Raw genomic sequence first — 15,993 nt, 5'->3', positions numbered from 1 at the left:
GTTTCCGCAGGAGGACACAATGATGGGAAGCGTAGTTTCAGCAACAACCGGCGCAGTGTACGGGCGGGGTGCTCGTATAAGTAAGGCCGACCAATTCCTGGCGGCCGCCGAGGAGCTGATCGGTCTCGCGCACGATGACTTCGAAGCGGGCCGCCACGACGTGGCAATGGAAAACGCATATCGTGCGGCGCTGCGGGTTGCCGGGGCGCGTAATGTGAGCTCGCCGATCGTGCGCAAGCGCAAACGCCTTCCCACAAGCGCGTGGGACAAACTGGCGCTCACGGGTAAAAATGGGGTGCATTGGGCCACTGTGTTCAAGCGCTATTCGACGCAACGCGGCAGGGTGGCGTCCGGCATTGAAACTGATCCAGGTGCGGCTGTGGTGCACCGGCTGCTCTCGGATGCGGAGGAGTTCTATCTGTCTACCCGGGCAGGGGAGATGCCGATGGCTGCCTAGTGGGATGGATGTGGGGCACGGGAACAATCTGCGTACCATGGCCGTTATACGGATAATGTCAGTCCGCCATCGGTATTTGGAGAGTGAGCAGTGTCTCTATCTGAGCAGGAAATGCGGGCGTTGCGCGAAATTGAGCAGTCTCTCTTCGCGGACGACCCGAAGTTCGGCAGCAGTGTCGTGACTGAATCTGGCTTCGGTTCCGCACCCAAGACCGGCCAATTGACCATGCGCAGCGTCGCGCTGATTGTCTTAGGTCTCGTGCTGCTGCTCGGCGGCGTAGCACTGGCGAGCCTGAGCACCTGGACGATTGTGCTGAGCATCATCGGCTTCGCCGTCATGCTCTTCGGCGGCATCATGGCCCTGCGTACTCCGACGCAGCAGCCGTCCTCGTCTGCCCGTGCGTCGCGGCCAGCGAAGCCGCGCACCCAGCGCAGCGCAAGCATGGAGGAGAGCTTCCGTCGGCGTTTTGAGGACCGTCAGTAAGGCTTAAGCTTCGCGCATAGAAAACGCCTTCCCGTTAGAGCGGGAAGGCGTTTTTTCGTGTCCTCCTCAGATCCCCCACTTCTCCCCACTGGCGCCCCATAGGCGTCGAAAGTGGGGAATCAGCGCCTCATTTAGCGCGTGATGTGTGGGGATAACGAAGTTTCAAGTGGCATGTGTGAGTGGTGGTGTGCGACATTACGGGTAAACTCCCCACAGCGAAAAGTATCCTTTGAACTGCAATAACAGAACGAAAGGAAACAAATTATCGCCGAGGTGTGGCGTTTGTGGGGGAGAGTGGGCTAAAGTGGGGCCCAGCGGAGTGACGTGGCGCGCATCTTGACTACGTGCGCGGTACGGAACGAAGCCGAGAAAATTTCACAGCCAACGTCTGAAAGCGAAGGAAGGTAGGTCGCCGGATGTTTCTGGGAACCTACACTCCCAAGCTCGACGACAAAGGTCGATTAACGCTCCCTGCGAAGTTCCGTGAGGACCTCGCGGACGGGCTGATGGTGACCAAGGGGCAGGATCACTCGTTAGCGGTGTACCCGCGCGATGAGTTCGCCGCCCGCGCCCGCAAGGCCGCAGCGGCATCCCGCACAAACCCCAAGGCGCGCGCATTTATCCGCAACCTGGCCGCCAGCGCGGATGAGCAAACGCTCGACGGGTCTGGGCGAATCACCCTGTCTCCGGCGCACCGCGATTACGCGAACCTTTCCAAGGAGTGCGTGGTCATCGGTTCGGTGGATTTTCTCGAGATCTGGGACCTCGAGTCCTGGAACAAGTATCAAGAAGAGACTGAAGCCGCGTTCTCCGCGGCGGATGACGACGACATTCTCTCCGGTCTGCTGTAGGGCTGACTACCCGGCAGCAGGCATCGACTACGGAGAGCGTGTACGGACTCTGTCCGGGGCGAGAAGCGTTCTGGTGTACTTCCCCGACATCAGAACAGCCGCCCCGGGCAGGGCCCTATGCGCTCCCCGCGCTGATAACGCTGACACACCGCACGAGCTAGGGACACTACGAGGGACACGGAGGGCATGGCATGGCGGACTTCACGCTCGCTGACGACCCGCACGGTCACGTCCCCGTCATGCGCGACCGCATGGCTGAACTGCTCGCGCCCAGCGTCGAGGCGTTCGGGGCAAATGCAGTGCTTATCGACGGCACGCTCGGCGCCGGAGGCCACACAGAGCACTTCCTCAACGTGTTCCCGAACGCCCGCGTGATCGGTGTGGACAGGGATCCGAACGCGTTGCGTCAGGCGTCGGAACGTTTGGTGCCTTTCAAAGATCGCTTCACCGCAGTGCAGTCCCGCTTCGACCATGTCGACGAGGTGGTGGCGAACAACACCGGCGAGATCTTCGACACCGCCCGCGAGCACGGCATCGCGGGCGCCCTGTTCGACCTAGGGGTGTCCTCCATGCAGCTGGACCAGCAGGAACGCGGCTTTTCCTACCGCGGCGACGCCCCGCTGGATATGCGCATGGACCAAACGCAGGGCATTACCGCGGCCGAGGTGCTCAATACCTACAGCCACGGCGATCTGGCTCGGATTTTGAAGACGTATGGCGACGAACGTTTCGCCGGCAAGATCGCATCCGCCGTCATCGCAGAGCGTGACCGCGAGCCTTTCGACCGCGCCGCGCGTTTGGTGGAGCTGCTGTACGCCACCATCCCGGCGGCGACCCGGCGCACCGGCGGCCACCCCGCCAAGCGCACATTTCAGGCGCTGCGCATCGAGGTTAACCGCGAGCTCGAGGCGGTGGAAAACGTCGTGCCCGTGATCACCAACCTGCTTGGTGTCGGCGGGCGTGCGGTGTTCATGAGCTACCAGTCCCTGGAAGACAAGATTGTCAAAGCCGCGTTCAACGAGCTCACCACATCGAAGACCCCGGCTGGACTGCCGATGGATCTGCCGGGCACCGAACCGGAGTTCCGTACCGTCACCCGCGGCGCGGAGAAGGCCCCGGCATACGAAATCGAACGCAACCCCCGCGCCGCGCCCGTAAGGGTGCGTTGCATTGAAAAACTCAGCCCATCCCAACCCACCCTCTAAGCCCGACAAAGGACGGACACCATGGCCGCACGAGCAACGCGATCGGCAACGCTGACACGTAACCAGACCCGCACAGCCCGCCGCACCATGCCTGGCGTGAAGCCACATGTGGAGCACCCGCGGTCCCGCGGCCGTTTGGGGTCCAACCAGGTGGTGTCCGTCCGCGGACGCCGCGTGGCCACCACACGGGTGCGCTCGAAGTTCTCCTCGCTGTCCCAGATCGCGTTGCCGCTGCTGGTCATCGGCATCGCCGCAGCGATGATCCTCTCCGGCATCGCCACCACGCAGACCTTCGCAATCCAGAAGCTGCAGGCCAAGGAGCAGCAGCTGGTCAACGAGGTCGAGTCCCTCAACCGGGATCTGGAGGACCGCCGTTCCTCGGCAGCTCTTGCGCAGCGCGCGGATTCCATGGGCATGGTGCTCGCTGGCGAGCCGGGTGTTGTAGCGGTCAATGAAGAGGGCCACGCTGAGGAGCAGCGCCCGTATAACCCGGAGTCCGCCTCCAAGCTGGTGGACGTCAACGGCGATGGCCGCCCGGCTTCCCGCGCATCCTCCGACGACCGTGCGACGAAGGAGCTCGAGGATGCGCTGACGCAGCGCCCGGGCCGCACCGCGAACGCACCGCGCATTGACAATCTTGCGCCGTACCAGGCAAACGTTGCGGCCCGGCCCTGACAGCTGGCGTGGCGCACCTAGGTATCTGCCCGGGGGCGGGGCATGATGGTTGTCGACGTTAACGGCGGGTACCAGTCAGTGGACATGGGAGGTGAGCAGTGCCACGCACTAGCGCGAATGCGCAGGTAAAGCCAGAGAAAAAGGGGACGAATCCTGCGCAGGCTTCACAGAAGCAGATTACGGGTAAGCGTGTGTACTGGCTCGGCATCGCTTTTTTGGCGGTGGCAGCCCTGCTCATTGGCCGCCTGTTCTGGGTGCAGGTGATTATCGGCGACGAACTACGTGAGCAAGCTAACGACCAGCGCAGCCGCACCTACGTGGACCGTGCGCGCCGTGGCGAGATCTTAGACCGCGACGGCAACAAGATGGCCTACACCATGCAAGCCCGCTCCCTGACCGTGTCCCCCGTACAACTGCGCAGGGAGCTCAAAGAGCAGCAGGAACTAGAGATGCGTGTGGACGGGCTGTCCTCGGAGGAGATTGCAGCCCAGGTGGACGCACGCGTCGAGGACGTGCTGCGCACCATGGCGAACGAGATCCCGGGGATGATCGGCGACGGAGAAGTGGTGCGTGACGCCCCAGCGAGCACCGCCACCGGCGATCCGACCACTAAGGTCGGCCAGGTCAGCGCCAAGGAGATCCTGGACAAGTTGCATGCGGACTCCAGCTACGAGGTGCTGGTGCGCAACGTCGACCCGGACGTGGCCGCAACCGTCGCGGAGGCATTCCACGGCATCGCGGCGGACCACCAGGACATCCGCCAGTACCCGAATGGCGCGGTCGGCGAGAACATCATTGGCAAGGTCTCCATGGACGGCCAGGGGCAGTTCGGCATGGAAGCCTCCCGCGACGCGGACCTGACAGGCATCGACGGCCGTTCCACCGAGGACGTGTCCGCGAACGGCCAGTCGATTCCGGGCTCGCTTCGCGACGTCGTCCCGGCCGTCGGCGGTGCGCAGATCGAGCTGACTATCGACCTGGACCTGCAGACCTACGTCCAGCAGACCCTGGAACAGGCCAAGGCCAACTCACTGGCGAAGGAAGCCCAGGCGGTGGTCCTGGACACCCACACGGGCGAAGTGCTGGCGATGGCCAACACCGACACGATCAACCCGAACGGCAACGTGGACCAGCAGGTGAAGCAAGGCAAGGACTTTGAAAACCCGAGCGTGTCGCACCCCTTCGAACCCGGCTCCGTGGCAAAGGTGATCACCGCAGCCGCGGCAATTGACCAGGGGCTGACCGACCCGTTCGAGGTGCACCAAGTCCCGGGCTCCATCGATATGGCGGGCATTACGGTGCGCGACGCGTGGGATCACGGCGTGGTGCCGTACACTACCGCGGGTATCTTCGGTAAGTCCTCCAACGTGGGCACGCTCCAGCTGGCCCAGCGCCTAGGGGAGGAGAGGTTTTGGGATTACCTGAACCGCTTCGGCATCGGCCAGGGCACCGGCATTGAGCTGCCCAACGAGTCCGCGGGCCTGCTTCCTGTGCTGGAACAGTGGTCCGGCGGCACGTTTGCCAACCTGCCCATCGGCCAGGGCATGAGCTGGACCACGCTGCAAATGGCCGGGGTGTTCCAGACCATCGCGAATGAGGGCGAGCGCATCCAGCCGCGCATCATCCACAAGATCACCGGCCCGGACGGCGAAGAGATCCCGCAGGAGGAACCGCAGCGCACCCGCGTGATCAGCGAGGAGGCCGCGCACACCACACTGGATATGTTCCGCGCCACGTTCCAGGAGGACCCGGCAGGTGTCAACAACGGAACTGCCCAGGGCAACAACCTGGAGGGCTACCAGTTCTCCGGCAAGACCGGCACCGCACAGAAGGTCAATCCGGACACCGGCGCGTATTCCAACAGCGCCTACTGGATCACCTTCGCCGGTGTCGCACCCGCGGACGACCCGCGCTTCGTCGTCGCCATCATGCTGGACGAGCCACAGCGCGGCGTGCTCGAGGGCGGCAACGGTGGGCAGTCCGCAGCCCCGATTTTCAAGCAGATTTCGGGATGGTTGCTCAACCGTGAGAACGTGCCGCTGAGCCCGCCGGCGGAGCCGTACCCGTTGCAGGGCCAGTAGACAGATGGAGGTTTGAAAAACATGACAAGCTTGCAGCAACTCGCCGACATCGCTGGCGCGCGCATTGTTAACCCGCCGAGCTCGGATGCGCCGGTGACGTTCGTGGGCCTGGATTCGCAGAACGTCGAGCCCGGTGGCCTGTTCGCCGCGCTGCCCGGCACCCGGGTGCACGGCGCGACTTACGCGTTTGACTCCGCCGCGGGAGCCATACTTACCGACGAGGCCGGCCTGGCGATTATCCAGCAGACGGCCGACCGCCGCCCGGTGCTAGTGGTCGATGACGTGCGGGCCATCTTGGGGCATGTGGCGGCTGAGGTGTACGGGCAGCCGTCGCAAAGCTTCACGCTCCTCGGTGTGACCGGCACCTCCGGCAAAACCACCACCACGTACATGCTGGAAAAGGGGCTGACCGCTGCCGGCTGCAAGGTGGGGCTGATCGGCACCACCGGCACGAAAATCATGGGCCGCGACGTGGCCACGGAACTGACCACGCCCGAGGCGCCGATGCTGCAGCGGCTGTTCGCACAGATGCGTGATGAGGGCGTCACGCACGTGGTCATGGAGGTCTCCTCGCACGCGCTGATGCTGGGCCGCGTCACCGGTTCAGACTTCGACGTCGCGGCGTTTACGAACCTCTCGCAGGACCATTTGGATTTCCACCCGACCATGGAGGATTACTTCCAGGCGAAGGCGCTGTTCTTCGAACCGGGCAGCGAGATGTGCGCCAAGCGCAGCGTCGTCTGCGTCGATGACGAGTGGGGCCAGCGCATGGCCGAGCTCGCCGAGGCGCCGGTCACCGTCGCCACGACCGGCGACGCTGATGTGACCGCCGAGCTTGTGCGTATCGACGACCAAGGCCGCCAACGCATCCAGCTCACCGCCGACGACACTTACGAGTTCACCCTGCCTATGCCCGGCGCGTTCAACGTGGCCAACGCGGCACTCGCAGCGGCGGTCGCGACAACCGCTGGTGTGGAACTTGCACCGTTTTTGCACGGCCTGGAGCAAGCGGCAGTGCCGGGGCGCATGGAGCGTATCGACGAAGGGCAGCCCTTCGTCGCCGTCGTGGACTACGCCCACAAGCCGGCCGCCATCGGCGCGGTGCTGGCTACCCTGCGCGGACAGGTTGAAGGCCGCATCGGCGTGGCCGTCGGCGCGGGCGGCGACCGGGATTCCTCCAAACGCCCTCTGATGGGGGCCGAGGCCGCCAAGAGCGCAGACTTCGTGGTGGTCACCGACGACAACCCGCGCACCGAGGATCCCGCCGCCATCCGCGCCGCAGTGCTCGCTGGCGCGCGCGAAGCCGACGCGGACGCTGAAATTGTCGAGGTCAGCCCCCGCGGCAAGGCCATCGACGCGCTCGTCGAGTGGGCGCAACCAGGCGACGCCGTGATCGTGGTGGGCAAGGGCCACGAAGTCGGCCAGCTCGTAGGCACCGAGAAACTGCACTTCGACGACCGCGAAGAGATGCGCAGGGCAATCACAGAAAGGCAATCTCGAGCATGATCGACATGACGCTGGCGCGCATCGCCGAGATCACCGGCGGGCGCTTGAGCCCGGAAGCAGACCCGGACACGCACGTCACCGGGTTTGTGGAGTTCGATTCGCGCAAAATCGGCCCCGGCGGGCTCTTCGTCGCCTTCCCGGGCGCGCGCGTGGACGGGCACGACTTCGTGGACAAGGCCGCCGAGGCCGGCGCCGCCGCGTCGTTGACGACGAGGGAGGTGGGCAGGCCTTCGGTGATCGTCGAGAAGCTTCCGCCCCGCGAAGGCGATAACTCGGACCTGGCGGCGAATGACCCGGACGGCTCCGCGGCGGGCGTGGTGGCGGGCATGTCCAAGCTGGCGTCCGCTGTCGCGCGAGAGCTGACGGCCGCGCACGGGCTGACCATCGTCGGTGTGACGGGGTCTGCGGGCAAGACGTCGACGAAGGACCTCATCGCGGCTGTGCTCTCGCGCGCCGGCGAGACGGTGGCGCCCCCGGGCAGCTTTAACAACGAGATCGGCCACCCGTACACGGTGCTGCGCTGCACCGAAGACACAGACTTTTTGGTCGCGGAAATGTCGGCGCGCGGTATCGGCCACATCGCGCACTTGGCCACCATCGCGCCGCCGAAGATCGGCGTGGTACTCAACGTCGGCTCCGCGCACATCGGCGAGTTCGGCTCCCGCGAAAACATCGCAAAGGCGAAGGGGGAGCTGGTGGAGGCGCTGCCTGACACCGGCGTCGCAGTGCTCAACGCGGACGACGAGCTCGTCGCCGGCATGGCCGACCGCACGGACGCGCGCGTGGTCACCTTCTCCGAATCCGGCAACACGGCCGCAGACTACTACGCTACGGGCGTCGAGCTCGACGCGGTTGCTCGCGCGTCCTTTACTATGCACACCCCGAACGGGCAGCCGCAGCGCGTCACGCTTGGCGTGTTCGGCGCGCACCAGGTGGGCAACGCGCTCGCCGCGGCGGCCGTGGGCACGGAGCTGGGCATGGACGCAGCCACCGTGGCCGAGGCGCTTTCAGCGGCGAGTTCGGTGTCCGTCAACCGCATGGACGTCAACACGCGCGCCGACGGCGTGACCGTGATCAACGACGCCTACAACGCCAACCCCGAATCCATGCGCGCGGCCATCGCTGCGCTGGGCTATACCGCCGCTGCCCGTCCGGGCGTGCGCTCGGTGGCCGTGCTCGGCGAGATGAGCGAGCTTGGCGCGGGCGCCACGCAGGAGCATGCGCTGCTCGCGGACGAGTTGGCGCGCTACCGGGTGACGCACCTTGTGGCCGTCGGCAAGTCCGACGCGATGGCAGCGCTGACTCAGCGTGCCGGGGACAGAGGCATCCACACCACCGCCGTCACCGACACCGACGAAGCCGCGCAGGCCGTGCGCGAGCTGTTGTCGTCCGCGCCAGCAGGGGAGGAGAATTGGCGCGAGCGCGACGACCGGGATGTTGTGCTGGTCAAGGCTTCCAACGCTGCCCGGCTATGGGTGGTGGCGGAGGCGCTCCTGCAAGGGCATACGCTTAGGTAGACACTCGACGTAGAGAAATAGCAAGGTACAACTTCCATGGTTCAAGTTATCTGCGCCGGAATCATCAGCTTTTTGGTTTCGATATTCCTCACCCCTGCGCTCATCCGGTACTTCAACCGGCGGGCCATGGGCCAGGAGATCCGCGAGGATGGTCCGGCGTCCCACGCCCGCAAACGCGGCACCCCGACGATGGGCGGCATCGCTATCCTCGTCGGCATCACCATGGGCTACCTCGGCGGCAGCCTCGTCGCCCTGGTCACAGGCCACGCAGCGTTCACAGCCACCGGTCTGATCGTGCTGTTTCTCACCCTGTCCCTGGGCCTGGTCGGCTTCGCGGACGACGGCATCAAGCTGTTCATGTCGCGCAACCTGGGCCTAAATAAGACCGCGAAGCTGGTGGCGCAGCTGGCCATCTCGCTCATCTTCGGCTGGCTCATCCTGCGCTTCCCGGACGAGAACGGGCTGACCCCGGGCTCGCAGTTTTTAAGCTTCGTGCGCGATATTGAAACGATCGATCTGACCTTCGGCGGCGGGACGATCGGCACGATCTTCTTCCTCATTTTCATCTACATTCTGCTGGCCGCGTGGTCGAACGCGGTGAACCTCACCGACGGCCTGGACGGGCTCGCCTCCGGCACCACCGCGCTGGTGATGGCGGCGTACGTGGGCATCACCTTCTGGCAGTTCCGCAATTCGTGCGAGTCCGTGGCGGCCGCCGGCTGCTACAGCGTCCGCGACCCGCTGGATTTGGCCATCTTGGCGTCCGCAGGCTTCGGCGCCTGCGTGGGTTTTCTCTGGTGGAATGCCGCCCCAGCGAAAATCTTCATGGGCGATACCGGCTCGCTCGCGCTTGGCGGCCTGGTCGCTGGCCTGTCCGTGGGCTCGCGCACGGAGCTGCTGATGATCATCATCGGTGCGCTGTTCGTGCTCGAGGCGCTCTCGGTGGTCATTCAGGTGGCGTCGTTTAAGTCCACCGGCAAGCGCGTGTTCCGCATGGCGCCGTTCCACCACCACTTTGAAAGCGGCGGCTGGCACGAAACCACCGTCGTGGTGCGGTTCTGGATCATCTCCGCCATGGCCTTCATGCTCGGCCTGGCTGTGTTTTACGGCGAGTGGCTGAACGGGGCGAACCTGTGACGCAGCCGATTCTGCCGGACTACAGCCTGGTCGCTGGCGCCGGGGTGTCTGGCCTTGGGGCGGCGCAGCTTCTCGAGCACGCCGGCGCCCGCTTCACCGTCGTGGACGACAGTGATGCCGGCCGCGCCCGCGCCGCGGCTGCCGGCTACGACGCCTGCACCGGCGATGAAGCGCGCGCTCGCTTCCATGAGGTCGGGCTTGTGGTCACCTCGCCCGGGTGGCGGCCGGATACGCCCTTGCTTGTCGACGCCGCATCCGCCGGCATCGACGTCATCGGCGACGTCGAACTGTGCTTCCGGCTGGACCGCGCCGGAGTCTTCGGCAAGCCCCGCACATGGCTGGTGGTCACCGGCACCAACGGCAAAACCACCACAACCGGCATGCTCGCGCAGATGATGACTGAGGCCGGCAAGGACACCGGCCTGCGAGCCGGCGCCTGCGGCAACATCGGCGTCGCGGTGGGGGAGGCGATGCTCGCGCCCGAGCGCCTGGATGTGCTGGTGGCGGAGCTTTCCAGCTTCCAATTGCACTGGTCCTCCCAGCTCGTGCCGGATGCGGGCGTGCTGCTGAACTTAGCGGACGACCACATCGACTGGCACGGCAGTTTCGCCGAGTACGCCGCGGCGAAGGCGAAGGTGCTCAAGGCGCCTGTGGCGGTGGCGGGCGTCGACGACACCGAGGTGGCGCGGATCGCCGCCGACATGGGACGCACCGACATCGTCGGGTTCACGCTCGGCGTGCCGGCGGACGGTCAGGTTGGTGTGGTGGGCGGACGCATCGTCGCAAAGCTTGACGGTGCGACGGTGGATGTCGCATCGGCTGACGGCATCGAGCCCGCCGGTGCCGCTGGAGTGCTGGACGCGCTGGCCGCCACCGCGGTAGCACTGACGCAGGGGGCCACGCCCGAGCACGTCCAGCGCGCGCTGGACGCATACCAGGTGGCGGGCCACCGCGGCGCGCTCGTGCACTCCGGTGGCGGGGTGGACTGGGTGGACAACTCCAAGGCCACCAACCCGCACGCGGCGGATTCGGCGCTTACCGGCGCGGGCACCGTGGTGTGGGTCGCAGGCGGGCAGCTCAAAGGCGCGTCCGTGGACGCTGTGGTCAAGGCCCACGCCGAGCAGTTCCGTGCGGTGGCGCTTCTGGGCGTGGACCGGGAGCTGATCCGCACCTCGCTTCAGCAGGTGGCGCCGGAGGTGCCCGTGTTCGTCTCCGACGCGCAGGACCCGTCGCAGGCGATGGACGAGGTCGTCGCGTGGGCGGTCGCGCAGGCGCAGCCGGGCGACACCGTGCTTTTGGCGCCCGCGGCGGCGAGCTTGGACATGTTTTCCGGCATGTCTGCGCGTGGCGACGCATTCGCGGCCGCTGCAATGCGACACTGGAACCCGCACAACAAGTAAGCTCAACTAAAGGTTGAGGTTTTCCTCCGCGGTTCCAATCGAAAGGGCAGCATGACGGTTCAACGCGCACCCCGGCAACGCGCACCACGGCCGGACGCCCCATCGAAGCTCAGCGCAGGGGTCAGGCGCATTCAGGAGGCGCTCGACTCCCGGCCGTTGATCGACTACACCATGATCCGCAGCATCGTGATCTTCCTCGCCGGCCTCGGCGTGGTCATGGTGATGAGCTCCTCTATGGCGACCTCGTTCGCCGCCAGTGCCAGCGTGTGGTCTTTGGCCGTGCGCCAGTTTGTGATGGTCATCCTCGGCATGATCGCTTTCTGGACGGCGCTGAAGACCCCGCCCGAGCGGCTGCGGAGCCTGAGCAATTGGCTGATGGTCATCGCTGTCCTGCTGCTCATCGCCGTGCTCACGCCGCTGGGCACCGGCCGTGCCGAGGTGGGCTCGCAGTCCTGGCTGGTCGCCGGCCCGCTGCGACTGCAGCCGTCCGAGTTCGCCCGCGTGGCCATCGCCATGTGGGGCGCGAAGATCCTGTCCAACAAGGACCCCCGCCGCCTGTTCGTCCCGGACAACGGGTTTGCCGCGTTTATCTCTGTTTCCCTGCTCTGCGTGCTGCTGATTGCCATGCAGGGCGATATGGGCATGGCGCTGTCTTTCGCCGTCGTGGTGGCGTTCATCCTGCTGTTTGCGGGTGTGTCCTTGAAGGCCGTCGGCGTGGTGGCCGCCTCGGGCATTGTGGCGCTGGTGGTGATCTTCCTCTCCGGTAGCTTCCGCTCCGACCGCTTCCACGTCTACTTCGACGCGCTGCACGGCCACTTCGACGACACCCGGGGTGTCGCGTTCCAGTCCCACCAGGGCTTCCTCTCTCTGGCGGACGGCCACATCTTCGGCGTCGGCCTGGGCCAGTCCCGCGCGAAGTGGTTCTACTTGCCAGAGGCGCGCAACGACTTCATCTTCGCCGTCATCGGCGAGGAGCTCGGCCTGTGGGGCGGCGCCCTGGTGATCGCGTTGTTCGCGCTACTCGGGTTCTTCGGCATGCGCACAGCGCTGCGTGCCCAGACGCAGTACCAGACGCTCATGGCCGCCTCGCTGACCGCGGCGGTGGTCTCCCAGGCATTCATCAACATGGGCTACGTCGTGGGCCTTCTGCCGGTCACCGGCATCCAGCTGCCCATGCTGTCCGCCGGCGGGTCCTCGGCTGTGTTCACCCTCGGCGCGATGGGTGTGTTGGCGTCCGTGGCGCGCCACGAGCCGGACGCGATCTCGTCCATGCAGAACTACGGTCGCCCCGTGTTCGACCGCATCTTCTTCATCGCCGAGCCTCGCGCGCTCAAACAGCGCCGCCAGGCGCCAACCGCCGCGCCGCGCCGCGAGCGCTACGGCACGCCGGTGACCCAGCCGGTCGCCGCGGCCTACCATAGGCCCCCGCACCGCCGGACCCCGCGCCGTTAGGAGAGCCATGACTTCCCAGAACTTCAGCGTCGTCATCGCAGGCGGCGGCACCGCGGGCCATATCGAGCCCGCCCTCGCAGTCGCCGAGGTGCTTCGCGACGCCTACGGGGCCAACGTTGTCGCCCTCGGCACCGAACGCGGCCTTGAAACCATCATCGTGCCGGCCCGCGGATTCGAGCTCTCCCTGATCGACCCAGTGCCGATCCCGCGCAAAAAGCCGTGGAAGCTCGCCTCCGTGCCGTTCAAGCTGGCGCGCAGTGTGCGCCAAGCCAAGCAGGCGATGAAGCGCTGCGGTGCCGCCGCCGTCTTCGGCACCGGCGGCTACGTTTCCGGCCCGGCGTACCTGGCCGCCAAACAACTCGGACTGCCGTTTTTCGTGCTGGAAACCAACGCGCTGGCCGGCATGGCCAACAAGTTGGGCGTCAAGATTGGCGGCACCGGGTTCAACGCGGTGCCGAATTCAGGCATGGACGGCGAGGTCGTCGGCGTGCCGGTGCGCCCCGGCGTGGGCGTGGACCCGGACGGCGCGAAGCGCGAGCGGGGCCTGCGCACGTGGAACCTTCAGGAGGACCGCCCGACCATTCTGGTCACTGGCGGCTCCCAAGGCGCGGTGAGCATCAACGCTGCACTGGCAGACGCCGTCGAGCGGCTCACCGGCGCGGGGTTTCAGATCCTGCACGCCTACGGCCGCAAAAACGACGCGCCCGCAACCCACGACCACTACACGGCCGTGCCCTACATCGACGACATGGAGGCCGCCTACGCCGTCGCCGATGTGGTCGTGTGCCGCTCCGGCGCAATGACGGTCGCGGAAAACTCCGCTGCCGGCATCCCCGCCATTTACATCCCCCTGCCACACGGCAACGGCGAGCAGGGGCTCAACTCCGCCCACCTTGTCGACGCCGGGGCGGCCCTGCGTATCGACGATGCGGCGCTGAGCGGCGACGTGCTCGTCGATAAGCTGCTGCCCCTGGTTGAACCAGAGGCACGCGCGACGATGCGCGCGGCGCTTAAGGATTCGGGCGCTGGCAGTGTTGCCGAGGACCTTGCCGCGCGCATCGCAGCGGCTGCTGGAAAGGACACAAAATGACAGATCTCTCCCGCGTCCACCTCATCGGCATCGGCGGGTCCGGGATGTCCGGCGTGGCGCACATCCTGTTAGACCGCGGCGCCACCGTGACCGGTTCCGACGCCAAGGACTCCCGCCCGGTGCGCGCGCTGAAAGCCAAGGGCGCCAAGGTCGCGCTCGGCCACGCAGAGGCCAACCTGGAGCTGTCCGGCGAGTTGCCCACCGCGGTGGTGACCAGCTTCGCCGCCATCCCGCAGGACAACCCGGAGCTGGTGCGCGCCAAACGTGAAGGCATTCCTCTGCTGCGCCGCTCCGACCTGCTCGCGGAGTTGATGGAGGGATCGACCCAGCTGCTCCTCGCGGGCACGCACGGCAAGACGTCCACGACTTCGATGGCGGTGGTGGCGCTGCAGGCGGCGGGGGAGGACCCCTCGTTTGCCATCGGCGGTCAGCTCAACCGGGCCGGCACCAACGCGCACCACGGCCACGGCGACGTGTTCGTGGCGGAGGCCGACGAGTCCGACGCCTCGCTGCTGCGCTACTCGCCGGACGTCGCGGTGATCACCAACATCGAACCGGACCACTTGGATTTCTACGGCACCCGCGAGAAGTATTTCCAGGTTTTCGATGACTTCGCGGACATCGCCAAGCACGTGGTTGTCTGCCTCGACGACGACAACGCAGCCTCCTGCGGCGAACGCGCCCTGGAGCGCGGTCTGACGGTTACCGGATACGGCACCGCGGAGGCAGCCGCGCGCCACCCGAAGATCCCGGCAGACGCCGTGGTCACCAACGAGCGCCAAGAGGGCGAGCACACCGTGGTCGAGGCGCAGCTTCGCACCGACCGCATCTCCGGCGACGTGATGTACACGCTGGCGATTCCGGGCCGCCACATGGTGCTCAACTCCGCCGCCGCCCTGCTTGCCGGCGCGCTCGTGGGCGCCAACCCGGAGAAGCTCGCCCAAGGGCTGAGCGAGTTCACAGGCGTGCGCCGCCGTTTCGAGTTCAAAGGCGAGGTGGGCGGAACCCGCGTCTACGACGACTACGCCCACCACCCGACGGAAGTCGACGCCGTGCTCACGGCTGCGCGCGACAAGGTTGAGGCCGAGGGGAGTGACGCCCGCGTGGTGGTCTGCTTCCAGCCCCACCTGTACTCGCGCACCCAGGAATTCGCCGAAGAGTTCGCCGATGCACTTTCGCTGAGCGACGAATGCGTGCTTCTGGACATTTTCGCCGCCCGTGAAACGCCGGTGGAGGGCGTGAACTCCCGGATCATCGCCGAGAAGATGACCGTGCCGGTGCATCTGGAGCCGGACTTCTCGGCGGCGCCCGCGACCGTGGCGTCGCTAGTAAAACCCGGCGACCTGGTGCTGACCATGGGTGCGGGCAGCGTGACCATGCTTGCGGACGAGATCCTCGCCGCCCTGCAGGAGGCATAGGATGTCGCGCCGCGCCATCGCGATTGTCGCCGGCTGCGTCGCACTTGTGCTCGCGGTTGTGGCGGCGCTGCCGTTTACCCCGGCCATGCCCGTCGACGACGTCAACGTCGAGGGGGCGGTGAACCTGCCCGCCGAGGAGGTGACGTCGCTTTCCGGCGTTGAGACGGGCACCCCGATGGGGCGGGTGGATGTGCGCAGGGCCGCCCAGGACGTGGCCACCAACCCGTGGGTGGACTCGGTGACGGTGAAGCGCAACTGGCCCAACGCGGTGGATGTCACGGTGGTGGAGCACACCCCAGTGGCCTGGATCGACCAGGGTGGCGAGCCGCACTTGATCAACAGCGAGGGCAAGGATTTCGTCGTTGCTCAGCCGCCGGTGGGGGCAGTGCAGCTCGTCGATATCGGCGAAGAGCAGCTGCCCAAGGCGGTGGAGGTCGCCTCCGCGATCACGGATGTGGCCCGCCCACAGGTCCGCGAACTGACCCGCGACGGGGACCACAGTTTCGTGCTCAAGCTCGACGGCGACAGGACAGTCACGTGGGGTGCGTCCGAAGACAACCGGAACAAGGCGCTTGCGCTTGAGACGGTGCTGCAGTTGGACGGAAAAACATTCAACATTTCCAACCCGGAACTGGTCACTTCGCGCTAAAACCGCAGGTCACAACCCTAAAGTACAGGTTTAGGGTTGTGACACGCCGACCCAGAAAACAAAAAACCGCGC

14 protein-coding genes are annotated in these 15,993 nt (G+C 66.1%); all 14 read left to right on the top strand.

From position 1 onward, the window contains the following. The first annotated feature begins 19 nt into the window (after window positions 1-19). The 14 genes from CIHUM_RS07505 (at window position 20) to CIHUM_RS07440 (ending at window position 15,921) form a co-directional block, all read left to right on the top strand. Window positions 20-457, top strand: coding sequence for an SAV_6107 family HEPN domain-containing protein (locus tag CIHUM_RS07505; RefSeq protein ID WP_262360365.1), 438 nt, complete (start codon window positions 20-22; stop codon window positions 455-457). A gap of 90 nt (window positions 458-547) precedes the next feature. Further along, the gene (locus tag CIHUM_RS07500; protein ID WP_034998525.1) at window positions 548-940 is read left to right on the top strand and encodes a DUF3040 domain-containing protein; all 393 of its coding nucleotides are present in this window, start codon (window positions 548-550) and stop codon (window positions 938-940) included. A gap of 416 nt (window positions 941-1,356) precedes the next feature. Beyond that, entirely contained in the window at window positions 1,357-1,791 is a 435-nt protein-coding gene (mraZ, locus tag CIHUM_RS07495) for a division/cell wall cluster transcriptional repressor MraZ (protein WP_034998527.1), read from the top strand. Window positions 1,792-1,982: 191 nt separating this feature from the next. Then, window positions 1,983-2,996, top strand: coding sequence for a 16S rRNA (cytosine(1402)-N(4))-methyltransferase RsmH (gene rsmH / locus CIHUM_RS07490; protein ID WP_034998529.1), 1,014 nt, complete (start codon window positions 1,983-1,985; stop codon window positions 2,994-2,996). Between the two features lie 21 nt (window positions 2,997-3,017). Then, window positions 3,018-3,671, top strand: a complete 654-nt coding sequence (gene ftsL, locus CIHUM_RS07485) for a cell division protein FtsL (RefSeq protein ID WP_126857008.1) — start codon at window positions 3,018-3,020, stop codon at window positions 3,669-3,671. Between the two features lie 98 nt (window positions 3,672-3,769). After that, on the top strand, window positions 3,770-5,752 hold the full coding sequence (locus tag CIHUM_RS07480) for a peptidoglycan D,D-transpeptidase FtsI family protein (protein ID WP_081634409.1): 1,983 nt from the start codon (window positions 3,770-3,772) through the stop codon (window positions 5,750-5,752). Window positions 5,753-5,773: 21 nt separating this feature from the next. Next, a complete protein-coding gene (locus CIHUM_RS07475; protein WP_034998532.1) occupies window positions 5,774-7,258 on the top strand; it encodes a UDP-N-acetylmuramoyl-L-alanyl-D-glutamate--2,6-diaminopimelate ligase in 1,485 nt (494 codons plus the stop codon). After that, a complete protein-coding gene (locus CIHUM_RS07470; protein ID WP_034998534.1) occupies window positions 7,255-8,775 on the top strand; it encodes a UDP-N-acetylmuramoyl-tripeptide--D-alanyl-D-alanine ligase in 1,521 nt (506 codons plus the stop codon). The genes CIHUM_RS07475 and CIHUM_RS07470 overlap by 4 nt, the downstream gene beginning before the upstream one ends. Before the next feature lie 36 nt (window positions 8,776-8,811). After that, window positions 8,812-9,912 (top strand): phospho-N-acetylmuramoyl-pentapeptide-transferase, encoded by a 1,101-nt coding sequence (gene mraY, locus CIHUM_RS07465; RefSeq protein ID WP_034998536.1) that lies wholly within the window; start codon window positions 8,812-8,814, stop codon window positions 9,910-9,912. Continuing rightward, on the top strand, window positions 9,909-11,312 hold the full coding sequence (gene murD, locus CIHUM_RS07460) for a UDP-N-acetylmuramoyl-L-alanine--D-glutamate ligase (protein WP_034998537.1): 1,404 nt from the start codon (window positions 9,909-9,911) through the stop codon (window positions 11,310-11,312). The genes mraY and murD overlap by 4 nt, the downstream gene beginning before the upstream one ends. Before the next feature lie 51 nt (window positions 11,313-11,363). After that, a complete protein-coding gene (locus tag CIHUM_RS07455; RefSeq protein ID WP_081634410.1) occupies window positions 11,364-12,764 on the top strand; it encodes an FtsW/RodA/SpoVE family cell cycle protein in 1,401 nt (466 codons plus the stop codon). Between the two features lie 7 nt (window positions 12,765-12,771). Next, on the top strand, window positions 12,772-13,854 hold the full coding sequence (gene murG, locus CIHUM_RS07450; protein ID WP_034998539.1) for an undecaprenyldiphospho-muramoylpentapeptide beta-N-acetylglucosaminyltransferase: 1,083 nt from the start codon (window positions 12,772-12,774) through the stop codon (window positions 13,852-13,854). Continuing rightward, entirely contained in the window at window positions 13,851-15,272 is a 1,422-nt protein-coding gene (murC, locus tag CIHUM_RS07445) for a UDP-N-acetylmuramate--L-alanine ligase (RefSeq protein ID WP_273680172.1), read from the top strand. The genes murG and murC overlap by 4 nt, the downstream gene beginning before the upstream one ends. Window position 15,273: 1 nt before the next feature. Then, window positions 15,274-15,921 (top strand): cell division protein FtsQ/DivIB, encoded by a 648-nt coding sequence (locus CIHUM_RS07440; protein ID WP_034998543.1) that lies wholly within the window; start codon window positions 15,274-15,276, stop codon window positions 15,919-15,921. The last annotated feature ends 72 nt before the right edge of the window (window positions 15,922-15,993 follow it).

Source organism: Corynebacterium ihumii (genome assembly GCF_028609825.1).
Lineage (GTDB): Bacteria > Actinomycetota > Actinomycetes > Mycobacteriales > Mycobacteriaceae > Corynebacterium > Corynebacterium afermentans.
This window is presented reverse-complemented; position numbering and strand designations above follow the sequence as displayed.

What these genes read in the sequence shown, in the direction of transcription:
- CIHUM_RS07505 (WP_262360365.1), top strand. Translation starts at nt 20, where the DNA reads ATGATGGGAAGCGTAGTTTCAGCAACAACCGGCGCAGTGTACGGGCGG.
- mraZ (WP_034998527.1), top strand. Translation starts at nt 1,357, where the DNA reads ATGTTTCTGGGAACCTACACTCCCAAGCTCGACGACAAAGGTCGATTA.
- rsmH (WP_034998529.1), top strand. Translation starts at nt 1,983, where the DNA reads ATGGCGGACTTCACGCTCGCTGACGACCCGCACGGTCACGTCCCCGTC.
- ftsL (WP_126857008.1), top strand. Translation starts at nt 3,018, where the DNA reads ATGGCCGCACGAGCAACGCGATCGGCAACGCTGACACGTAACCAGACC.
- CIHUM_RS07475 (WP_034998532.1), top strand. Translation starts at nt 5,774, where the DNA reads ATGACAAGCTTGCAGCAACTCGCCGACATCGCTGGCGCGCGCATTGTT.
- CIHUM_RS07470 (WP_034998534.1), top strand. Translation starts at nt 7,255, where the DNA reads ATGATCGACATGACGCTGGCGCGCATCGCCGAGATCACCGGCGGGCGC.
- mraY (WP_034998536.1), top strand. Translation starts at nt 8,812, where the DNA reads ATGGTTCAAGTTATCTGCGCCGGAATCATCAGCTTTTTGGTTTCGATA.
- CIHUM_RS07455 (WP_081634410.1), top strand. Translation starts at nt 11,364, where the DNA reads ATGACGGTTCAACGCGCACCCCGGCAACGCGCACCACGGCCGGACGCC.
- murG (WP_034998539.1), top strand. Translation starts at nt 12,772, where the DNA reads ATGACTTCCCAGAACTTCAGCGTCGTCATCGCAGGCGGCGGCACCGCG.
- murC (WP_273680172.1), top strand. Translation starts at nt 13,851, where the DNA reads ATGACAGATCTCTCCCGCGTCCACCTCATCGGCATCGGCGGGTCCGGG.
- CIHUM_RS07440 (WP_034998543.1), top strand. Translation starts at nt 15,274, where the DNA reads ATGTCGCGCCGCGCCATCGCGATTGTCGCCGGCTGCGTCGCACTTGTG.